16 protein-coding genes are annotated in these 19,182 nt (G+C 45.6%); 12 read left to right on the forward strand and 4 right to left on the reverse strand.

The window, feature by feature from the left end; genetic code table 11:
- Positions 1–163 precede the first annotated feature (163 nt).
- Positions 164–1,387: an amino acid--tRNA ligase-related protein gene (locus tag VIS94_16345; GenBank protein ID HEY9162648.1), complete on the forward strand. Its 1,224-nt coding sequence runs from the start codon at positions 164–166 to the stop codon at positions 1,385–1,387.
- A 55-nt stretch (positions 1,388–1,442) separates the two neighbouring features.
- On the opposite strand, the gene VIS94_16350 is transcribed toward VIS94_16345, so the two are convergent.
- Both VIS94_16350 and VIS94_16355 read right to left on the reverse strand, forming a co-directional pair.
- Positions 1,443–1,847 carry an Ig-like domain-containing protein gene (locus VIS94_16350; GenBank protein ID HEY9162649.1) on the reverse strand — a complete coding sequence of 135 codons (405 nt, stop codon included), beginning with the start codon at positions 1,845–1,847 and terminating at the stop codon, positions 1,443–1,445.
- A 203-nt stretch (positions 1,848–2,050) separates the two neighbouring features.
- Positions 2,051–3,118 (reverse strand): OmpA family protein, encoded by a 1,068-nt coding sequence (locus VIS94_16355; GenBank protein HEY9162650.1) that lies wholly within the window; start codon positions 3,116–3,118, stop codon positions 2,051–2,053.
- A 210-nt stretch (positions 3,119–3,328) separates the two neighbouring features.
- On the opposite strand from VIS94_16355, the gene VIS94_16360 reads away from it, so the two are divergent.
- The 11 genes from VIS94_16360 to VIS94_16410 all read left to right on the forward strand — a co-directional run bounded on the left by VIS94_16360 (position 3,329) and on the right by VIS94_16410 (position 16,912).
- The gene (locus VIS94_16360; GenBank protein HEY9162651.1) at positions 3,329–4,444 is read left to right on the forward strand and encodes a hypothetical protein; all 1,116 of its coding nucleotides are present in this window, start codon (positions 3,329–3,331) and stop codon (positions 4,442–4,444) included.
- Positions 4,441–5,361, forward strand: a complete 921-nt coding sequence (gene mtgA, locus VIS94_16365) for a monofunctional biosynthetic peptidoglycan transglycosylase (protein HEY9162652.1) — start codon at positions 4,441–4,443, stop codon at positions 5,359–5,361. Before VIS94_16360 ends, mtgA begins: the two co-directional genes overlap by 4 nt.
- A 44-nt stretch (positions 5,362–5,405) precedes the next feature.
- Complete coding sequence (locus VIS94_16370; GenBank protein HEY9162653.1) at positions 5,406–7,823, forward strand: ATP-binding protein; 2,418 nt, start codon at positions 5,406–5,408, stop codon at positions 7,821–7,823.
- On the forward strand, positions 7,820–10,285 hold the full coding sequence (locus VIS94_16375; GenBank protein ID HEY9162654.1) for a response regulator: 2,466 nt from the start codon (positions 7,820–7,822) through the stop codon (positions 10,283–10,285). Before VIS94_16370 ends, VIS94_16375 begins: the two co-directional genes overlap by 4 nt.
- Before the next feature lie 123 nt (positions 10,286–10,408).
- Entirely contained in the window at positions 10,409–10,741 is a 333-nt protein-coding gene (locus tag VIS94_16380) for a hypothetical protein (protein ID HEY9162655.1), read from the forward strand.
- Between the two features lie 255 nt (positions 10,742–10,996).
- Positions 10,997–11,314 carry a hypothetical protein gene (locus VIS94_16385; protein ID HEY9162656.1) on the forward strand — a complete coding sequence of 106 codons (318 nt, stop codon included), beginning with the start codon at positions 10,997–10,999 and terminating at the stop codon, positions 11,312–11,314.
- 139 nt (positions 11,315–11,453) lie between these two features.
- Positions 11,454–13,787, forward strand: coding sequence for a VIT domain-containing protein (locus tag VIS94_16390; protein HEY9162657.1), 2,334 nt, complete (start codon positions 11,454–11,456; stop codon positions 13,785–13,787).
- Between the two features lie 144 nt (positions 13,788–13,931).
- The gene (locus VIS94_16395; GenBank protein ID HEY9162658.1) at positions 13,932–14,663 is read left to right on the forward strand and encodes a sigma-70 family RNA polymerase sigma factor; all 732 of its coding nucleotides are present in this window, start codon (positions 13,932–13,934) and stop codon (positions 14,661–14,663) included.
- Positions 14,660–15,730, forward strand: a complete 1,071-nt coding sequence (locus VIS94_16400) for a DUF2275 domain-containing protein (GenBank protein HEY9162659.1) — start codon at positions 14,660–14,662, stop codon at positions 15,728–15,730. Before VIS94_16395 ends, VIS94_16400 begins: the two co-directional genes overlap by 4 nt.
- Before the next feature lie 9 nt (positions 15,731–15,739).
- Positions 15,740–16,378, forward strand: a complete 639-nt coding sequence (locus VIS94_16405; protein ID HEY9162660.1) for a LysE family transporter — start codon at positions 15,740–15,742, stop codon at positions 16,376–16,378.
- Between the two features lie 66 nt (positions 16,379–16,444).
- Positions 16,445–16,912, forward strand: coding sequence for a ferritin family protein (locus VIS94_16410; protein ID HEY9162661.1), 468 nt, complete (start codon positions 16,445–16,447; stop codon positions 16,910–16,912).
- Here VIS94_16410 and VIS94_16415 read toward each other — a convergent pair.
- Both VIS94_16415 and VIS94_16420 read right to left on the reverse strand, forming a co-directional pair.
- Positions 16,894–18,195 carry a 6-phospho-beta-glucosidase gene (locus VIS94_16415; protein ID HEY9162662.1) on the reverse strand — a complete coding sequence of 434 codons (1,302 nt, stop codon included), beginning with the start codon at positions 18,193–18,195 and terminating at the stop codon, positions 16,894–16,896. The two genes, VIS94_16410 and VIS94_16415, sit on opposite strands and share 19 nt — an antisense overlap.
- Complete coding sequence (locus VIS94_16420; protein ID HEY9162663.1) at positions 18,192–19,172, reverse strand: BadF/BadG/BcrA/BcrD ATPase family protein; 981 nt, start codon at positions 19,170–19,172, stop codon at positions 18,192–18,194. Before VIS94_16420 ends, VIS94_16415 begins: the two co-directional genes overlap by 4 nt.
- Positions 19,173–19,182 lie beyond the last annotated feature (10 nt).

Raw genomic sequence — 19,182 nt, forward strand, 5'->3', positions numbered from 1 at the left:
GTATTATGATTAAATAGCTTATGATTTCAAAGGTATAATATCTTTAACGGTTTATATAAATTGTTGGCACATGAATTGCTGAATATATACTATTAATATGATCAAGATAACATGATAATAAAATCAGACCGCAAATGCGGATGAAAAAATACAGGAGGACTTTATGACTTTTATAGGCGAGGATCTATTCCATTTCCAGGCGTCACTTATTCAACAGGGCTCTTCTTTTGAAGAGTTCATAAAAGAGAACTACATCAACAAATGGATTGGCGATACTGTATATGCAGCAATGAATGTACGCACCACAATGGTGACTGCCGTACATAACTTCCTGGAAAATGAAGGACTCCTTAATCTTGAAAGGGTTCAAATGAGTCCGATTACCGACCCTCTGGCCCATGATGTCGAACATGTGCCTGTGATTCATTACAAGGGCATGCCTTATGTTACCACTCATTCGATGATTTACCATAAGTTTATGGCTTGCTTTAATCCCAGGTTCAAAGGCATATTCGTTGATTCTCCGAATGTCAGGCTTGAGATTGAAAGTCCGCAAAGGAAGCAGCGCGGCAAGTATCTGATAGACTTTTCCCAGATAGACATCGAACTCAGAAGGGGAAGGGATATTGATTTTGAAACATACAAGAAGGAACCAGAAAAGGTTAAGGCAATCCTTAAGGAAGATCTGGAAAAGGCTTATGACTTTTTCGAGAGAATGCTGATTCATGCGGTGAAGGCGATTATAGAAAAGAATGAAGACGATCTGAAGGCATTGGATGTGGCTGTCGATGTTCCTTCTCAGCCGTTTCCGAGACTAAAGAACGATGAAATCCTTAAAAAATACGGGAGGGCCGGTGCGGAAACCGGAGCGGGAGAGGAAGCAGACTCCCAGTTCTTCTGGATAACGGGACTTATGCGTGAAAATTATGATCTCATTTATCCTTACATTCAGAAAGACGGCAGCAAGATTCCCATTTCATCATTCACTTCCGATATGATCTACAACTATGACATATGCGTCAAGGCCAGGAGCAGATCCACAGGAAAATATATGCCTGCCCTTGAGATACTTTCCGGAGCTGTCCGGGAATGGCTTTATGAGCCTATTGTGGAAAGGCTCATTGACAACAAGGTCATAGTTGAAAGGCCGGTTTTCAAAGAAGGCAATATAACCAATATCGACATACTGGACGGGTACGGGCCATTCCTGGCGGCCGTTCATATGAAAGACGCCAATGGCAAAGCATATTTCCCTGATACTTTCGGCGGAGGTCTTGGGGTGGAACGCTTGCTTTACGGTCTGTTGAGGGGCAGCAAGATAGAAAAGATAGACGATGTCACATTCTTCGGCAAGAATCCCGATTCGTTCCCCATATTCCTTTTCTAGTCTTAAATGCAGGAGAGAGGCGTTTTAACGCTTCTCTCCTGACCTTGTTCAAAAATTAATCCTGTACTGTTGAAAATGATGTTATTGAAGTCGTTGAGAATATGTCCCCGTAAATATCTTCAATCGTTGCTTCAACAACAATATTGTATGTGGTATCAGGAGAGAGGTCGCTGTCTGGAATAAAAAGTATTATATTGGCAGACGCCTCAATTAATGACCCGTGCACAAAATGGCCGGTATCCGTATTTATCAGATAAAAATTTTCATATAAGTAAATCGTATCCCAGTTCAGATCATAGTTGAATTCAACAGTGATGGCCTGGTTTAAAGGCACATTTCTCGCACCGTCTGCCGGGCTTATTGATGTGATGCTGAACAAGTCATCATCAGAGCCCGAATTGCAGGCAGATATAAGAAATAAAACCATCAGGCCAACAACGAAAGAAGTTATTTTTTTCATTTTGAAGAATACTCCTCTTTATTTTTTGATAAGAAATGAATCGGCATTTTTCGGTATTTTCTGAAAATTATTTTTATGACTGTAATAAAACACGAGTTATCAGAATGTTTATCTGATTTATAAGAGAACTTGATCCGGTTATTAAAAAAAGATGCCGCTCAATGATTATGAGCGGCATTCTTCATTACTTGGACTGCTTCAAGCTATTTTTTAATTTGATAGTCAACGGCGGCTTCGACCCTTCTATTCTTCTGTCTGCCCTGTGCGGTCTTGTTGTCTGCAATGGGTTTTTCAGGCCCATAACCCACTGCTTTCAACCTTGAGGCATCAACACCAAGTTTTTTAACAAGATAATCCTTCACGGCATCCGCCCTTTCCTGCGAAAGTTTTTTGTTGAAGGCAGCGGGACCAGTGTTGTCGGTATAACCTTCAATGACTACTTTCAGATCGGGATGTTTTTTAAGAATATCCGCGAAGTTGGCCAGTTCATCATCAAATCCGGGTTTTATGGTTGCTTTGTTGGTATCGAACATCACATCAATTGTTGCCCTTCCTTTTTCAATGATAGCTTTTTCGTCACCAACCGGTGCGGCAACAGGTGCAGGTGCAGGGGCCGGGGCCGGTACAACAACCGGGGCAGGAGCAGGTGCCGGTTTAGGTGCTTCAACTACTACAGGTGCTGCAACTGCAACAGGCGCAGGCTTGGGTTTGTCGCCCAGATAGCAGCCGAGTCCCAGGGTATATTCCAGGTTATTTACAGGGTTTCCGTCAAAGGCCTTGAAGACAAGAAGATGACGGAAGTCTGCTCTTATGAACCAGTCTTCCGATACGAATATCCTTGCACCAGCTCCATAACCGGCCACGAAGTTGTCTTTATTCGGCGCACCTTCGACATTAATATTCCTGTCACCCAGTCCTACTGCCAGATACGGTACAAACCGGCTTTCGGGCATTAAATAAATAAGGCCTTCCAGCCTGTATCCCATGAGACTTACATCAGTTCCTTCTTTTACCGATGTATCCCCATACATTTTGTTTCTTTTAATATCTGATGCACCCAGTTCCAGAGGTATTTCCAGACCGAAATATTCCGACATATCATAGCCTAATCTCAGCATTCCAATAGGCGCCAGATTTATTTCTTCCCTCGAATCAAAGGTGTAGCCGCCTCCTGACAGCGAAAATGTAATACCACTGTCCCTGTTTACAGCATAGGCCTGGAAAGTGAATCCTATCGTAAACATTACCGCCAGTATCAAGACTCTTTTCATACTCACACTCCCCCTTAATATTGGTTTGTAGAACTAATTTAATAATAATCCTTATTTATTATGGAATCAAGTGATTGAGATTTATGTTGAACTTTAGGGTTCCTGTTTTTTATCTGTCTGTTGTTTTGAAAATAAGGCATGTGTGTCTTGTGGCCGATACAGCGCTATGGTAAAAAAGCGCATATGAAAGGTTTTAATGGGGAGGTTCTGATGATGCGCTGCTTGATATTATATTCAATGATTATTTTTGTTGCGATCCTGTCCGGTTGCGGCAACAGTACCTATTCCGATGTTCATTCGTCGGATAATGCACAGCCTGCCGTATTGAAATCGGAAAATGCTTTAACCGTGAGCATCCCTGAAATACCGTTCAAACAAAATTCAGCTGTAAAGATAGACAGGGAAGTGATTGAGACGTTCGCGCGGCAGTATGTCGCTGAAAAGGCTGGAACATGGACAAACGAGGAGTTCTTTCTCGGATATCTGCCTCTTAAATCAGCAGACATGCTATGTGCTGCCACAGAGGGCGCGTACGAAACCCGGAGACTGCTCGGGAACCTCTACGTGTCCGGATATTTCGGTGGCGTATGGTTGAGGGATGCAATGGGCGGAGATACAAAAGAGGCTGAAACACTACTGTCTGGAACACTCTCGGATGGCACTGGAGAGACGATGGACTCTTACCCGGTTTCCGTGGTGTTCGATGTTCTCATGAAAGCTGCATCAATGAAAATCAAAAGGGCGGAATCCGGCGGACTGGCTTCCATTGCAGCATGCCGCCTTTCACTGCCGTCGTTTCTCCTCATATATGGATACAATTGGGGTTATTTCGATTACATACTCAACAACCCGCCCAATGGTGCGGGGGGAGTCGAACGGCCATGTTATTGCTCAAGAATGCTTGACTGCACCGTTGACGGGCTCAATCTTGAGATCCTTAACGAATATAAGGATGAACGTGACCTGCTTGAAACACCCCGAAAAGCAGGCGGAGTATCCGCTTTGAAATGGTACGAAATGAGCCTGTTGACTGGTATATGGGCCAATGGCGCGGTCAGTACGGGATCGGGAGTATGGAAAAATATCATGAACGGGGACATGGACAAGGACACATATGCCCTGCTGCTTGATCTTTCGGCCAGGTTCATGCTGGTGGCCGAGATGAGCATAATGCCCGCGATGAAGGGATATGCCGACAGTGATGTCGATGCATGCCGGTGCGGACTCCTCGAGCAGGCTGCAATGATAGTATGGGCGGGCAGCTATTTCATGGGACTCTCATCCGATGCCACTGCCGGAACATTCCCGTCAATAAACGGATTGTGAAAAGCTTCATTAAAGTTTCTGCATATCTGGTTCTGGCAGTCATTCTGCTGCTAGCGGCGTCTTTTGCCGTCTGTTTTGTTTATCCCGATGTTGCTGTTCTTAAAAAGAAAAATCCTGAAAAGACTTCGTTTATGAAATACAGGGAAAAACAATGGGAGAACAAAGGACTCGATAAAAAGATTAAGCAGAAATGGGTGTCTTTCAGCAGGATATCCCCTTATGTTGTAAAAGCGGTTATTATAGCTGAGGATGATAAATTCTGGCGCCATGAAGGTTTTGATTTTGTTGCGATGCAGAAGGCCTTTGAACAGGACATCAAAAAAAAGAAATTCAAGGTCGGGGGATCAACAATCAGCCAGCAGCTTGCAAAAAATCTTTTTCTTACACCGGCAAAGAATCCTTTACGCAAGATTAAGGAAGCCGTCTACACATGGCGGCTTGAGAAGAACCTTTCAAAAAAAAGGATAATCGAGCTCTATCTGAATGTCGCCGAATGGGGCGACGCAATTTTCGGGATTGAGGCGGCGGCTAGAAAATATTACGGGAAATCAGCCTCATCACTTGGGCCTGAGGAGGCCGCCAGGCTGGCAACCGTTCTTCCCAATCCCATCAGATTCAGCCCTGTCGGGAATTCAAGGTATGTGGCTAACCGCTCGGCGATTATATACAGGATCATGGTGCGCAGGGGGATTGTCATTGAAGAATACGTCGAGGTTATGAACTCACCTCAGGAAGACATATCAAATGAGGAAGGAACAGATGAAGAAACCGGTTCAGACGAGGGAGTCCTGACTGACACCTCAGGGCCGGATGTCCCTGATGCCGCTCAAAGAGAGACTGTTCCTGAAACAAAAGGCGAGCCTGCCCCCGATGACAACACAAGCAAAGACAATGGAGAGGGGAATGAAGAGTCTTGACTTAAGGGTGCAGGAGAATAATTTTGATTCATACAAAGGAGGTTATGAATAAACGCCGGATATTCATACTCATACTGTGTGTGCTGATTTCTTCAGCATTGTTTGCATCGTGTAAAGACACAAGACAAAAATCCTCAGGATCCATCGGGGATGTCATAGATCATATTCCAGAAAATCATTCAGCCGTTGGCGGAATTAAGGATTCTGGGCTTTCCGGCTACTTGGGGGATGTCTCGGAAAACCTTGGTGCCGGTCAGAATCTGGCAGCCGTATTATTCGGTGGTTTTATTATCATTGGGGTTTTTAACCTGATACTGTTTGCAATCCGACGAACTGATAAAACGCATCTCTTCTTCGCAATGCTCAGCATCACAGGCTCTCTATGGATTTTGATTTCCGGACAAGATGTAATTCCAATGATGTTTTTCGCTCATTCCCGGGATGTAACAGCAAAAATAGAATTTATTTGCCTTATCTTTACCCTGATAATATCCGGGAGATTCTTCAAACAGCGATATAAAGAGGAATTCGGCAAGTATCATGTCACGTTGATGGAAATCTTCGGTGCAGGCCTTATCCTCCTTTTTCTTTTGACTGACAGCAGGAATCACTTCCTCATGGTCCGGGCATTTTATCTGGCTGCCGTTTTTTATATCGCATTCATACTGTGGATGGCTGCAAATGCCATGAGCAGGAGAAGAAATGTTGATGCGATACTTCCTGCTGCAGGCATTGCCATGCTTCTTGCTTTTACGGGCGACATTGCGAGGATAAACGGGATAATGATATTTGATACCTCTTTGTCACCTTACGGGCTTTTTATATTCATTATGGTTCAAGCCCTTGTCTCTTCATACAGTTTTTTCATCATGCTTAAAGGTGAGGAGGAAATTACCGGTCACATCAGGTCAAAGACGGAAAGGCTCGAAGAATCGGAAAGGCATCTTAACGATATATACAATTCGATATCCTCCATGATTCTGACAACCGACGGTCAGGGAAGGGTGGTGAGCTCAAACCAGTCGGCCCGGAATGCCTTTCCCTCCCTGCTTAATACCAATGTTCCCCAGTTTATATGGAATCTCGATCCTTTGTCTGAAAAGCTCAAGACTGATATAAAAACGGCGTTTACCTCCCAGGTGCATTTTGAAGCCAGTAAAAAATATATTGATGACAATGAAGGCAGGTACTGCAGCATAACCTTATATCCCTGCAGAAATAAACAATCCGGGGGCGCTGTTCTCAGAATTGACGATATTACGGAGTTTGAAAAGAAGGATGAGCAGTTCAAACATGCCGAACGAATGGAGGCGGCAGGGACCCTGGCAGGTGGTCTCGCTCATGATTTCAATAATATACTCACGGGCATAACCGGCACGATCTCATTCGTAAACTATTCGCAGATGAAAGATAAGAAATACATCTCGAAAACTCTGGACAGGCTCACGCTTATCGAGAACGCTGCAGGAAAGGCCGTTACCCTTGTAAACAGAATTATGGCTTTGGCAAAAAGGCAGGATTTTGTCTGTACAGGTGTTGAGCTAAACCAGATGATGAGAAATGTTGTGAACATATGCCGTGACACCTTTGATAAGAGCGTTGATATCGTTCTGAAATGTTATCATGAAGATGCTTATGTATATGCCGATCCGGCGCAGTTGGAGCAGGTGATGATCAATCTGTGCATGAATGCCAATCACGCGATGACCATTATGAGAACAAGCGGTGACAAATGGGGCGGTGTCCTCACGATATCGATAAAAAGGATTGAGCCCGGGTCCGATGCTCTGATCCCGTATCCTGTGCTTTCTGACAGTTGCTGCTGGGCTGTCGATATAAGCGATAACGGCGTTGGAATCGATGACATCACAATGAAAAGGATATTCGAGCCGTTCTTTACTACAAAGGATATAGGGACCGGCCTAGGTCTGGTTATGGTTCAGAATATTGTGCAGCAGCATGGCGGAGTCGTTGAAGTCAAATCCGAGAGGGGAAGGGGAACGAATTTCAGGATTATCATGCCGCATTATTCTCCCGGTGTCATGGTGGTCAGGGAACCTCACAAGGAAGATCTTGTAAGGGGAGACGGTCTGATACTGCTGGCTGAAGAAGACGATATCCTGAAAAGGAGCACAAGGGATATACTTGGCTTGTGGGGGTATGAAGTAGCCGTTGCCGATGACGGAGTGGAGGCGCTCAGATTTTTCAAGAAACGGCACAAGAGCATAAAAGGTGTCGTCATGAACCTTTCGTTATCCCGTATATCCGGTAAGGAGCTTTATAAAGAAATAAGAAAAATCGATGGGCAGGTCAGGGTTGTTGCCGTCTCCGGTATAAGGCCTGATATGGAAATGCTCGATGCCTTGAGAAGGGATGATAACGGTTTCATTGAACTTCCCTACTCGATGATGGCGCTTCTGGAGAAATGCCGGGATGTTTTCTCCTTAAGAGGCGCCGAATGAAGAAGTCCAGTATGAAACCCGGTATGTTTCTGTTTTCATTTATGGTGTTTTTGCAGATTTGCGCAAACGGAAATCCTGTTTACGGCGATGAACACAAATGGATTCTTAAAGGGGCAGTCGATCTGATTACCCGGGATAAAGGGAACTCAGTTCCGGTAATGATCGGACAGGCCGTGATTCCAATCAAAGCTGCCGAAATAAAAGCTTCAAATAAACCGGCAGGCCCGGGAATTGGAGAGCGTCCGACAGACAGCCGCGATACAGGCACTTTTGCTGAAATGACGCTTTTGGGGTGCCTCCTTGTCATCGGTATATACAGCCTCATATTGTTTATCGTTACAAGGAAAGAGACCGTGTATGCATGGTTCGGAATTCTCTGCCTTTTATCATGCATAAGGATTACACTCATTTCTCATGTGCTCATCCCGGGAATTTTACATGCTCCAGGCAGTGGGACTTTCAATAAGGCCGGATTCATAACCTATGCATTGTTTCCGCCCCTGTTTGCAGCATATCTGAAAAGCCTGTTTGGAAAAGAGTTCAGGAATGCGGTCATCCGGATATTATGGGCAGTGGCAATCGTATCATGCATCATGGCGATTCTTATCCCGCAACCTTTTTACATCAGGATAACAAGATTATATGACCTTTTGAGTCTGGGTGTGGGAATATATTCTTTCATTATGGTTGCCACGGCCGGTCCCGGTGAACGAAAAAATTCATATATTATTCTTGCAGGAATAGCTCTTATTTGCCTCGGACTGTTGTATGATATTATTTTCAGGCACGGGGCTGCTTCAGGAGCAGGCGCCGCTTCTTATGCATTTCTGGCGTTTCTGATTCTGCAGATATGGTTGATTTCATCGAGGCTTATGTATTCATACAGAACAGTGATTGAGACGAGCGGGAATCTGAGGATAAAATCAAATGAACTTGAAAAATCGAAAAACCTCCTGGAATGCATTTTTAATACATTGACTTCACCTATTCTGGCTGTGGACAGCACCTTCTTTGTAACGGAAATGAATGCATCTGCACGCGGCTGCATTTATAAAGATACGGAAGATGAAATCTCAGGCAGAAAACTCTGGGAGATGATTCCAGTAAAGGATGACTATAAAAGAGCGCTTGAAGATGCCGTTAAAACCGCAATAAGTCTGAATTTGAGAGGCGAACGGATTATAAAAGATGATAACAGGCTTTTTAATGTCAGCATAAACCCCCTTTCCGGTCTTAATTCTGAAGGTGCCGTGATACTTGCAGATGACGTTACCGAGACAAGCAGGAAGGATGAGCAGATCAAACAGGCTCAGAAGATGGAAACCATAGGCGTTCTTGCAGGAGGGCTTGCGCATGATTTCAACAATGCACTGGGAGGCATTCTCAGCACGGTGACGCTTATGAAATATTGCTTCAGAGAAGGAATTGAAGAAAACAGGATCCCTGAAAGGGTGTCAATGATAGAGAGGGCTGCAAAGAATGCAGCCGACCTTGTAGGAAGATTCCTGCATCTGACGAAAAAGCATGATGTGCTTTATATGCCTGTCGAACTCAATGCTACAGTTCAGCATGTGGCGAAAATATGCAGGGATACCTTTGATAAAAGCATCGATATAAATACAGGGTACCTTCTAGAGGATGCCTTCATAATGGCGGATGAGCTTCAGATTGAACATGTGCTTCTGAACCTGTGCATCAATGCCTCACAGGCCATGACGACGATGAGGGAAAGAAATGAGAACATTGGAGGAGTCCTTGATATATCCATAGGCAGCATAAATGAGACTGATGATTTTTTCAAGACGCACAGGGATATTCAGCCTCAGGAGCTCTGGACAGTCAGTGTATCGGATACGGGTGTCGGGATGGACAGCGACAAGCTTGCCAGGGTGTTCGAACCTTTCTATTCAACCAAGGAATCAGGCACGGGGCTCGGGCTGGTCATGGTGGAGAGCATCATCAGAGAGCATGGAGGTTTTATTGATGTCAGGTCGGTCAAAGGCAAGGGCTCGGTGTTCATGCTCTATTTCAAAAAATATACAGGCGCGGTTCCTGTAACAGAAACCTCAAAGACACCGGTAAAAAAGGAATTTGAGGCAGGAGGGACAATCCTTCTGGCCGAGGATGATGAGATAATCCGTGACATGGCCAGGGAACTTCTTGAAGGTAGCGGTTATGATGTCATTGAAGCCTCTAACGGTGAAGAAGCGTTGAACATATTCAGACAGAGATATTTTGAGATAACAGGGGTCTTCATGGATAACGCCATGCCTCTCATGTCCGGAGTGGATGCCTTTATCGCCATGAAGGAAATAGATCCCGATGTTAAAGTGCTTCTTACATCAGGCTTTGCGCATGACCCGGCCGTAAAGGATGCAATGGGAAAGGGAGCGGCAGGGTTTTTGAGAAAACCTTATTCAATGCATGAGCTTCTTGCAAAGGCAAGAGAGGTTTTCACCTGATATGGCATACCATGGCGGAACAATCATTGCCGATACAATTGATGACTTAAGGAAATTGTAACATTCACGTTTTACCTTCTGAAGAACATGCTGAACAACATTATAATTACCGGCAGGCTTACAATGCTGGCAAGAAAACTGGCAACAAGGAACTGGTTTGCAATTGCCCGGTTCCCTCCTTCGCGTTCGATGATTATCGGCGCTGCCGTAACAGGCGGAACAGCACTCTGTAATATAAGAATCAAGGCAATTGAATATCCGGGTTTAATTAAAACCAGCAGGCCTAGAACGATCCCTGGTAAAACAAAGTTTTTGAATGCCAAAAATTTAAGAGTTTCTGTAATAAAGACTTTTTCCGTATTTTTAAAATCGAGGAATATATTTCCACCGAGAACAATCATAAGCAAGGGGACAGCCATTTGGCCGGTGAGGTTTATACCCGATAATACAAATTGAGGGATATATGAATCAACACCGGCAATCTTTGTTAAAACGGCCATCAATGTCACAATCAAAACAGGGTTAAAAATCCTTTTAACATTAATTTCGGAGTTCTTTCTTTTGTTAACATATGGGGCAATGTTAAAGAAAAAGGCCGGGTAGAAAAGCGTTAATAAAAACAGGTCAACCAGGTAGGCTGAATCTGAGCCGAACATTGAAGAAATGATTGCAAGCGGGAAAAATATCCCGTTTTGAAAAAACATGCATGTTATGAATTCCCTTCTGATATCACTTTTAACCGTCAATGAACTCAGATATGAGATTATTGCTGCGATTACGGTAAATCCTGCCCACCAGAAAGGCAGTGTCCACCATAAGGGGTTGGCCGAAGGCTCGAACTTTGTCGTTATATTGATAAAGATAAAGCAAGGTAATGCGATATCTATTGCAAGAAAAGACAGGGGAGGCAGAATGCTGCCTGTAATGATGTTTCTCCTCAGCAACCAGAAACCTAAAAGACCTATTATCAACAGAGTGGCAACACCGGTAAATGTCACACTTAATATCTGCATAAAGCAGAATATATAATTAATAGCCATTTTGGTCGAGAAGAAATAACGACTACACCGGGCTTCAGGCATATATAAATCCGAATAAAAAATCTCAGGGAACTTTTTTCTAACCTCCGGTGTCTCAGTGCGTAAAAATAATTTACCGGAGGTTGATTATGAAGTTTCTCAGGTTTCTTTCAGTTATGCTGGCGGCGGTTGCAGTGCTGGTTTTACATTCCATGTCTTATGCTCAGCAGGAAGAGGGCGGAGACAAGACGCTATCGCCCTACTTTTTTGTTAAAAGCGATGATGCAGGACTTGACCAGATGCCGCTCAAGTCAACATCGGCCGATGTGAGCATTTCGGGTGTTATTGCGGATGTGAAGGTCACACAGGTTTACAATAATGCAGGGAAAAAGCCGCTCGAAGCGATTTATATCTTTCCGGCATCAACAAGAGCGGCTGTCTATGGCATGAAGATGACCATCGGCAAGCGCACGATCGAGGCGAAAATCAAGAAGCGTGACGAGGCGAGGCAGGAATATGAGCAGGCAAAAAATCAGGGAAAGAGCGCATCCCTTCTTGAGCAGCAGAGACCGAACGTATTTCAGATGAATGTGGCCAACATAATGCCGGGTGATGAAATAAAGGTTGAACTCAAATATACAGAGCTTATTATCCCTGAGGATAAGGTTTATGAATTCGTCTACCCGACTGTCGTTGGACCCAGATATTCCAACAGGACAGAAGGCAGTGCGCCAGCCTCGGAAAAATGGTCTCAGAACCCGTACCTCAGGCAGGGAAAATCGCCGTCATATACATTCGACATTAACGTCAGGCTCTCTGCCGGGCTTCCGATAGGACAGGTCGGATGTTCGACGCACAAGGTCAAGACGACTTTCAATGGAAAATCCGAAGCGCGTGTCGAACTGGACAAGTCTGAGGCATACGGCGGAAACAGGGATTTCATTCTCAGATACCGTCTTGACGGTGATCGCATACAATCAGGACTGCTCCTTTCAGAGGGTAAAAGCGAAAATTTCTTCCTGCTCATGATGCAGCCGCCCAGAAGGGTCACCGATGCAAACATCCCGGGCAGGGAATATATCTTCATAGTCGATGTTTCGGGTTCAATGCACGGTTTCCCGCTTGATACCTCCAAGGAACTCATGAGAAACCTTATCGGGAACTTGAGGGCCTCGGACAAATTCAATGTGATGCTGTTCTCGGGCGGATCATCCGTAATGGCCGAGGAATCGCTTTCAGCAACGCCTCAGAATATCGCCCGCGCCATAAACATGATCGACAATCAGCAGGGCGGCGGCGGGACTGAAATTCTTCCTGCACTCAAGCGCGCCCTTCAATTAAACAGGTCAAAGGGATTTTCCAGGACCGTTGTTATCGTCACCGACGGCTATGTAACCGTTGAAGAGGAGGTTTTTGATCTTATAAGAAACAATCTTGATGACGCGAACATGTTTGCCTTCGGAATAGGCTCGAGCGTCAACCGACACCTTGTTGAAGGAATTGCCCATGTAGGCATGGGTGAACCTTTCATAGTCGAAAAGCCGCAGGATGCTGCGGAAAAGGCCGAGAGCCTGAGGAAAATAATAGCATCTCCGGTTCTCACCGGGATTAAAGTGAAGTACGAAGGATTTGATACATATGATGTCGAGCCTCCCAGTATCCCTGATGTCCTGTCCGAAAGGCCGGTCATTATTTTCGGCAAATGGCGCGGCAAGCCAAGGGGAAACATTACACTGAGCGGCATTTCAGGAAACGGAAAATATTCTGCCGCACTCGATGTATCACAGACAGCACCCGATAAATCAGAAGCCTTGAAATACCTGTGGGCCAGACAGCGCATAAAGCTGCTGTCGGACTATAACAGTCTGCGTCAGGACGACAAGCGTGTTATAGAGGTCACGGATCTCGGGCTTAAGTACAATCTGCTTACCGCTTATACATCATTTGTTGCCATTGATACTGAGATCAGAAACAAAAACGGCAGGCCCGTGACCGTAAAACAGCCGCTTCCATTGCCGCAGGGTGTTTCCGATTATGCGGTGGGCGGGGGCAAGTCTTTCGGCTGCAATGCGGTATCGGCGGAGGCTTTGAGATCGCAGGCAGCACCTTCTGTATATTACAAGGACGGGATGCAAAAGGCTGACTTATCTTCAAAGAAAGAAGAAAAGGACAAGTTGGCAGGCAGCCTAAGTATAGAAGGGGTGAAAGCATCAGGCACCCTTTCAACTCATGCGGTCAGGAACACGGTCAATACTCATATAAGCGAGATTGAAGCGTGCATTTCCACGAATAATTATTCCGGCAAAGTAACCTTTCAGATTAAGATAAATGCCGACGGAACAGTAAAGAATGCTGAAATAAAATCGTCAAAGGTCATGAGCGAAGCCCTCAGAAACTGCATGGCTCAAGCAGTAAAGAGGTGGATATTTATGAAGTCAACAGGTGCGACCAGCATTACATTTACAGTCGGAAAAGCTGGATAAGAAATCAGGGAAAAGGGGGAAGCGAGAGCTTCTCCCTTTAATTATGAATGCCGCGGAGAAGAGAGAAATGAGACGGACGAAAGATCCCAAACATCATTCACAGGACTTTAATATGGCGTTAGATCATGTATCGGTTGTTCGTTCTTGTTCAAGACCTGCAATTCCTCAATTCTGCAATTTCTCCTTGACATTAAACCCAATCTCGATTGTCCATATGTTGTGGGCATATTCGGAGGAAAGTCTGAAAAAATCGGAAAGCGTCCCGTCGGCAGGATCTCCTATAATGTTGACGACGGGGATGCGGTATTCATAATGCGCTGTCTTGCAGGCAATACGGATGCCTTCGGCGTCATTGTGGAGAGACATCAGGACAGAATGCTTAACATGGCCTACAGGATAACATCCGATTATCAGGAAGCCCTTGATGCGGTTCAGGAGGCGTTTCTTACTGCATACAGAAACCTTGAAAAATTCAGGGGAGAATCTCTTTTTTCAACATGGCTTGCCAGTATTGTCATAAACCATGCAAAAAACAGTATGAGGAAAAAGGGCAGGCTTAAAAAGCATGAATGCTTATCCATGAATGACCCGCTGACAAACGAGGAGGGCATTATTGCCATTGAACATGCGGACAGAGGGCCTACACCTCTTGAAAGTCTGCAGAAAAACGAACTCGATATGAAGGTTCAGGAATGCATCGGAGCGCTTGATGAAGACCAGCGGGTGGTGCTCGTATTAAGGGAGATTGAAGAGTATGCATATGAAGAAATAGGCGACATGCTCGGTCTGCCTGACGGTACTGTCAGGTCAAGGCTTTTCAGGGCGAGGGCGCTTCTAAAGGAGTGCCTTAAAAAATTTATAGGTGGTCTCATATGAATTGTGAGAACATGAAAGAGCTTCTCAATGCGTATATCGACAATCTCCTCAGTGATAATGAGAGGGAGGCCGCAGAGGCGCATATCGCATCGTGCCCTTCATGCAAAAAAGAGCTCGATGAACTTGCTAGTGCCGTGAATGTAGTGAAGAAGCTTGACAGGATCGTTCCGCCTCCCTGGTTCTCCGAACAGGTTATGATTAACATACGAAAGGAAGAGGACAGGAAAAGAAGCATTTTGAACCGCCTGTTCCGTCCTTTATATATCAAACTGCCGTTAGAGGCGTTTGCAACAATAGCCGTAGCAGTGTTTGCAATATTTATTTACAGGGCCGTTGGACCAGAATCGAAACCGCTTATGTCTTTACCGCAGGCTGTTCAGGAATCTCCAGCACCGGCGGCACAGACGGCAAAGGATAAAATTGCGGAAACAGGTCCCCATGAGGCAGACAAGATGGTTCAGACACTGCAGAGTCCGGAAAGTGAAAAGACTTCAGGTTTGAAGAAGGATATCCCGCAGATGAAACCGGAGGGAAAAGCTGTTGCTGCTCCTGCTCCCGAAGCAAAAGGGAGCGTTGAACCCGAGAAGAAACAGTCGGCGCCTTCTGCAGTCAGGAAAGATAAGAGCGAGATTCAGTATGATCTGGAATCTCTGGGCCCTCAATCGATGGAAAAATCAAAAGAAGATGCGTCGGGAGGCATTGGCAAACCCCTGGCAAATGCGGAAGAACAGGAAAGTAGCGCTTCTCCTCAGCCTCAAGTCCAGATGAAGGCCGCCCCTTCACCTGTGATGATAGATATGTCTGTCACGGTTGCTGATAAGGAAAAGGCAATCAAGGACATATCCGGCATGCTTGAAACCATGAAGGCGCGCGTAATCGGCAAATATTCATCAGGGTCGGATACGGCGATTCTTGCAGAAGCCAATGGATCTGATGCAAAGAAGATAATAGAAAATCTGAAATCTTCAGGTGATGCATTACTGATAACCAGATATCCCGATTTTTCGGGAAACAGGGTGGTAATGAGGATAAAGATTATCAGCAGACAGCCGCAGGTCAAACCTTAATAGTAAAGCATGCTTATCCTGGCAGGAGTTTTTGCGACATCATTTGTCATCGCCCTTTCCGGCGCTATGATGCCAGGGCCTTTGTTTGCCACAACCATTACTGCCAGTGCGAAAAGAGGCATTATTGCAGGGCCTGCACTGATACTTGGGCATGCGATCCTTGAACTTGCCATGGTGGCGGCCATTCTTTTCGGACTGGCCCCGCTGCTTACAAGAGATATGGTATTTGCGTGCATCGCTCTTTTTGGAGCCGCTGTCCTTTTATGGATGAGCTTTAGTATGATTAAGTCACTTCCGAAGACTAACGTAGACTGGGAGGCGCATGATTCGTCCAATGCGGAGAATCTCGTTTTTCAGGGTATTGTGATGAGCATGTCAAATCCATACTGGACGATATGGTGGGCCACAATAGGACTCGGCTACATATTGTACTGCAGGACGCTGGGGTTGCCCGGTCTGGCTGTCTTTTTTGCCGGCCATATAATGGGAGACCTTTCCTGGTATTCACTTGTTTCTGTTATTGTCGCAAAAGGCAGACATCTTCTGACCATTAGGGTTTACAGGGGGCTGATCGGAGGCTGTGCGGTTTTTATATCATGCTTTGCACTTTACTTTATTTATTCTGGGATCAGCAGACTTGCCGGATAACATTAAGGCCATTGAATCGGTATATCATATTGATTATATTTAACCTGAACAAGGGAGGATAAGTTTATGGAAGAAAAACGACTCTGTGATTTCCTGGATATTGCCATCCAGAGGGAAATCGAAGCATTTGATTTCTATTCAGGCCTTTCTGAAAAGGTTACCGACAGGCAGGCCAAAGATGCTCTCAGTGGTCTTGCCTCAGAAGAGAAGAAGCACCGGGCCTTTCTGGAAAACTACCGTGATGGCAAAATTGAGGCTGGGAGCCTGAGGATGAGCCATGTTGTCGACTACAGGATAGCCGAACATATGGAAAAACCTGCAACTGATTCAAAAATTAAAAGCAGCGAAGCATATCTTCTTGCGGCGCATCGTGAAAAGGCGTCGCATGATTTTTACAAGGCCCTTGCCGATATTCATCCGGATGGTCCTGTAAGGGAGATGCTTCTACTGATGGCATCTGAAGAAATGAGGCATAAGGAAAAGGTCGAATACCTGTATTCCAATACCGCATTTCCTCAGACCGACGGAGGCTGACCGAAATCTGTGAAGTAATCTTTATTGGCGGCCTTCAAATCATTCCAGAGCTGATCGATATCTTTTTCTTCCGGGCCAAGCGGATGGACCAGCATGGCCTGTTTAACAAGGTTTTCATCTTTTGCGAGGTGGCCTTCTATTGTCAGGCGTTCATAGTTTTTTATTGTGCTGATCAGTCCGACAGTTGGTTTGGCGGCCTTTCCTAGCGGGATGGCAACCGGGCCGTATGAGGTCAGCTTTGCAGGGATCTCCATAATGTAATCGTCAGGGAAGTCATCTATTGTGCCGCTGTTGCGGGTGTTGATTATATGGGTGCGTCCGTCGTTCGTGGCTATGCTTTTTATAAGTTCTGTGGCAACGGTCGAATACATGAAGCCGCCTCGCTTTGAGAGCTCTTCAGGCGGTCTGGTGCGTTCAGGTTCCGAATACAGCCCGAGCAGTTCTTCTTCTATGACCAGTATCTCTTCACCCCTTGTGCCCTGTTTACCTTTTGCCTCCATCTGGCTTTTCAGCATCTGCGATGTGTTGTAAAAGTAGCGAAGATAAGGGTTTGGAAGCATTCCGAGCATGGGTATGAAATTATCGCCGTATTCGAGGTCAGGGATATTTTTCATGTTGACCCTGATGTTTTCAAGAACCTCTGATGTGCGGTCCTTTCCTGAAACGAAGACCCCGTCCACCCATGCAAGGTGATTAAGGCCGTAGTAGCGCAGGAGAAGTTCGTTTTCCTGACAGCCGAGAACAATGCATGCCTGAAGCACGAACTCTATAGGGCAGTTGCATAAACCGATGCATTTTTCATATCCGAGATAATTGACAATGAACTCTGTCATCATCCCTGAAGGGTTTGTGAAATTTATCATCCAAGCATTATTTGAGAATTTCTTGGCAAGAGAAGTGTATTTTTCCATTATGGGCATTGCCCTGAGGCCGTTAGCCATACCGCCCATGCCTGTTGTTTCCTGACCGATAAGGCCGTATCCGAGAGGGATCTTCTCGTCGTTTATCCTTCCCCTCATGCAGCCTGCGCGGAACTGGTTCAGAATGAAATCGGCGCCCGATATGGCCTCTTCAGCATTGTAAGTGGATAATAATTTTGCCCTGCTGCCGGCTGCTTTTAATATCCTGTCGGAAAATCCGGAAAGTATTTCAAGCTTCCTTTCGCTCTCGGGTATGTCAAGCAGGCATATCTCGCGAATGCGAACATGCTCTGAAATCTTGATAAGGCCTTCGATGAGTTCAGGTGTATAAGTGCTTCCGCCGCCTATGATACATATTTTCATGAGCGTTCCTTTTCAAGGTATGTCCTTATCATGCGATCACTGATTTTTTTTGTAAGTGTAAGCCCGCTCTTTTCATATGCATGAAAAACAGCGCCCAGTACCGGGTCCCATTCCGGGACGACTATTTTTATGCTGTCCCTGTATCTCTGGGAAAGAGAGAGTTCGAGCATGTTCATGAAAGGCTGATATTTCTGTTTGAAGACAGAACCGTCAAGCACGAGCTTGAATTTTTCTCCGTGGTCGAAAAGATCGCGGTGAAATTCATCCACTATATGCAGGGTTTCCTTGACCAGCATCCATGTAAGTTCAAGCGCCACGCCGTCTCCCATGCGTGCGGCCTCGAAGAATATCTCGACGACCTTTTGAATGTTCTCAGGGAAAAGCGGTATGTTCTTTATCTCTTCAACTTCATTCAAGGAGAATGTCTCGGTGATGAGTCTGCTGATTACCGTAGGGTATGCCCTGCCGTCCTCACCGCGTATTGCCGCCCGGCATACGAACATGGCGATGTTTACCGCGCCAAGTGTGTCTCCTGTATGAAACGAGAGGCCTCCTATGCGTTTGAGTTCTCCTTTTGCATTCATTGCAAAATTTGTGTTTGATGTGCCGTTTGTTATCAGCATGCCGACACCGTCGACCGTACCGCTCTTGAGCGCTATGAAGCCGTCGTTTTCGAAATCGAAGGGTATGTCCGGGGTTACTTTTTTATATACCTTGCGCAGCAGCTTGAAATCATCCGATGTATCCGCGCCTGCGGCGCCGTAGTATATGTATTTTATCTGTTCCGGCTTAATGCCGGCCGCGGCCACAGTCTTGCCGATGCCTTCTGAAATAGCGGCCTGAGCTCCGTCAGGTCCCAGATTTTCATGGCTGGCGCCAACATCGTAGACGGTTGCCACAATATTGCCGGTTGTGTCTGAAAGGACATACTGTGTTTTCGTGTTTCCGATATCCACTCCGAGAAGGTAGCGTTTCATTGATTCTCCT

The sequence above is a fragment of the Desulfomonilia bacterium genome (assembly GCA_036567785.1).
GTDB lineage: Bacteria > Desulfobacterota > Desulfomonilia > UBA1062 > UBA1062 > DATCTV01.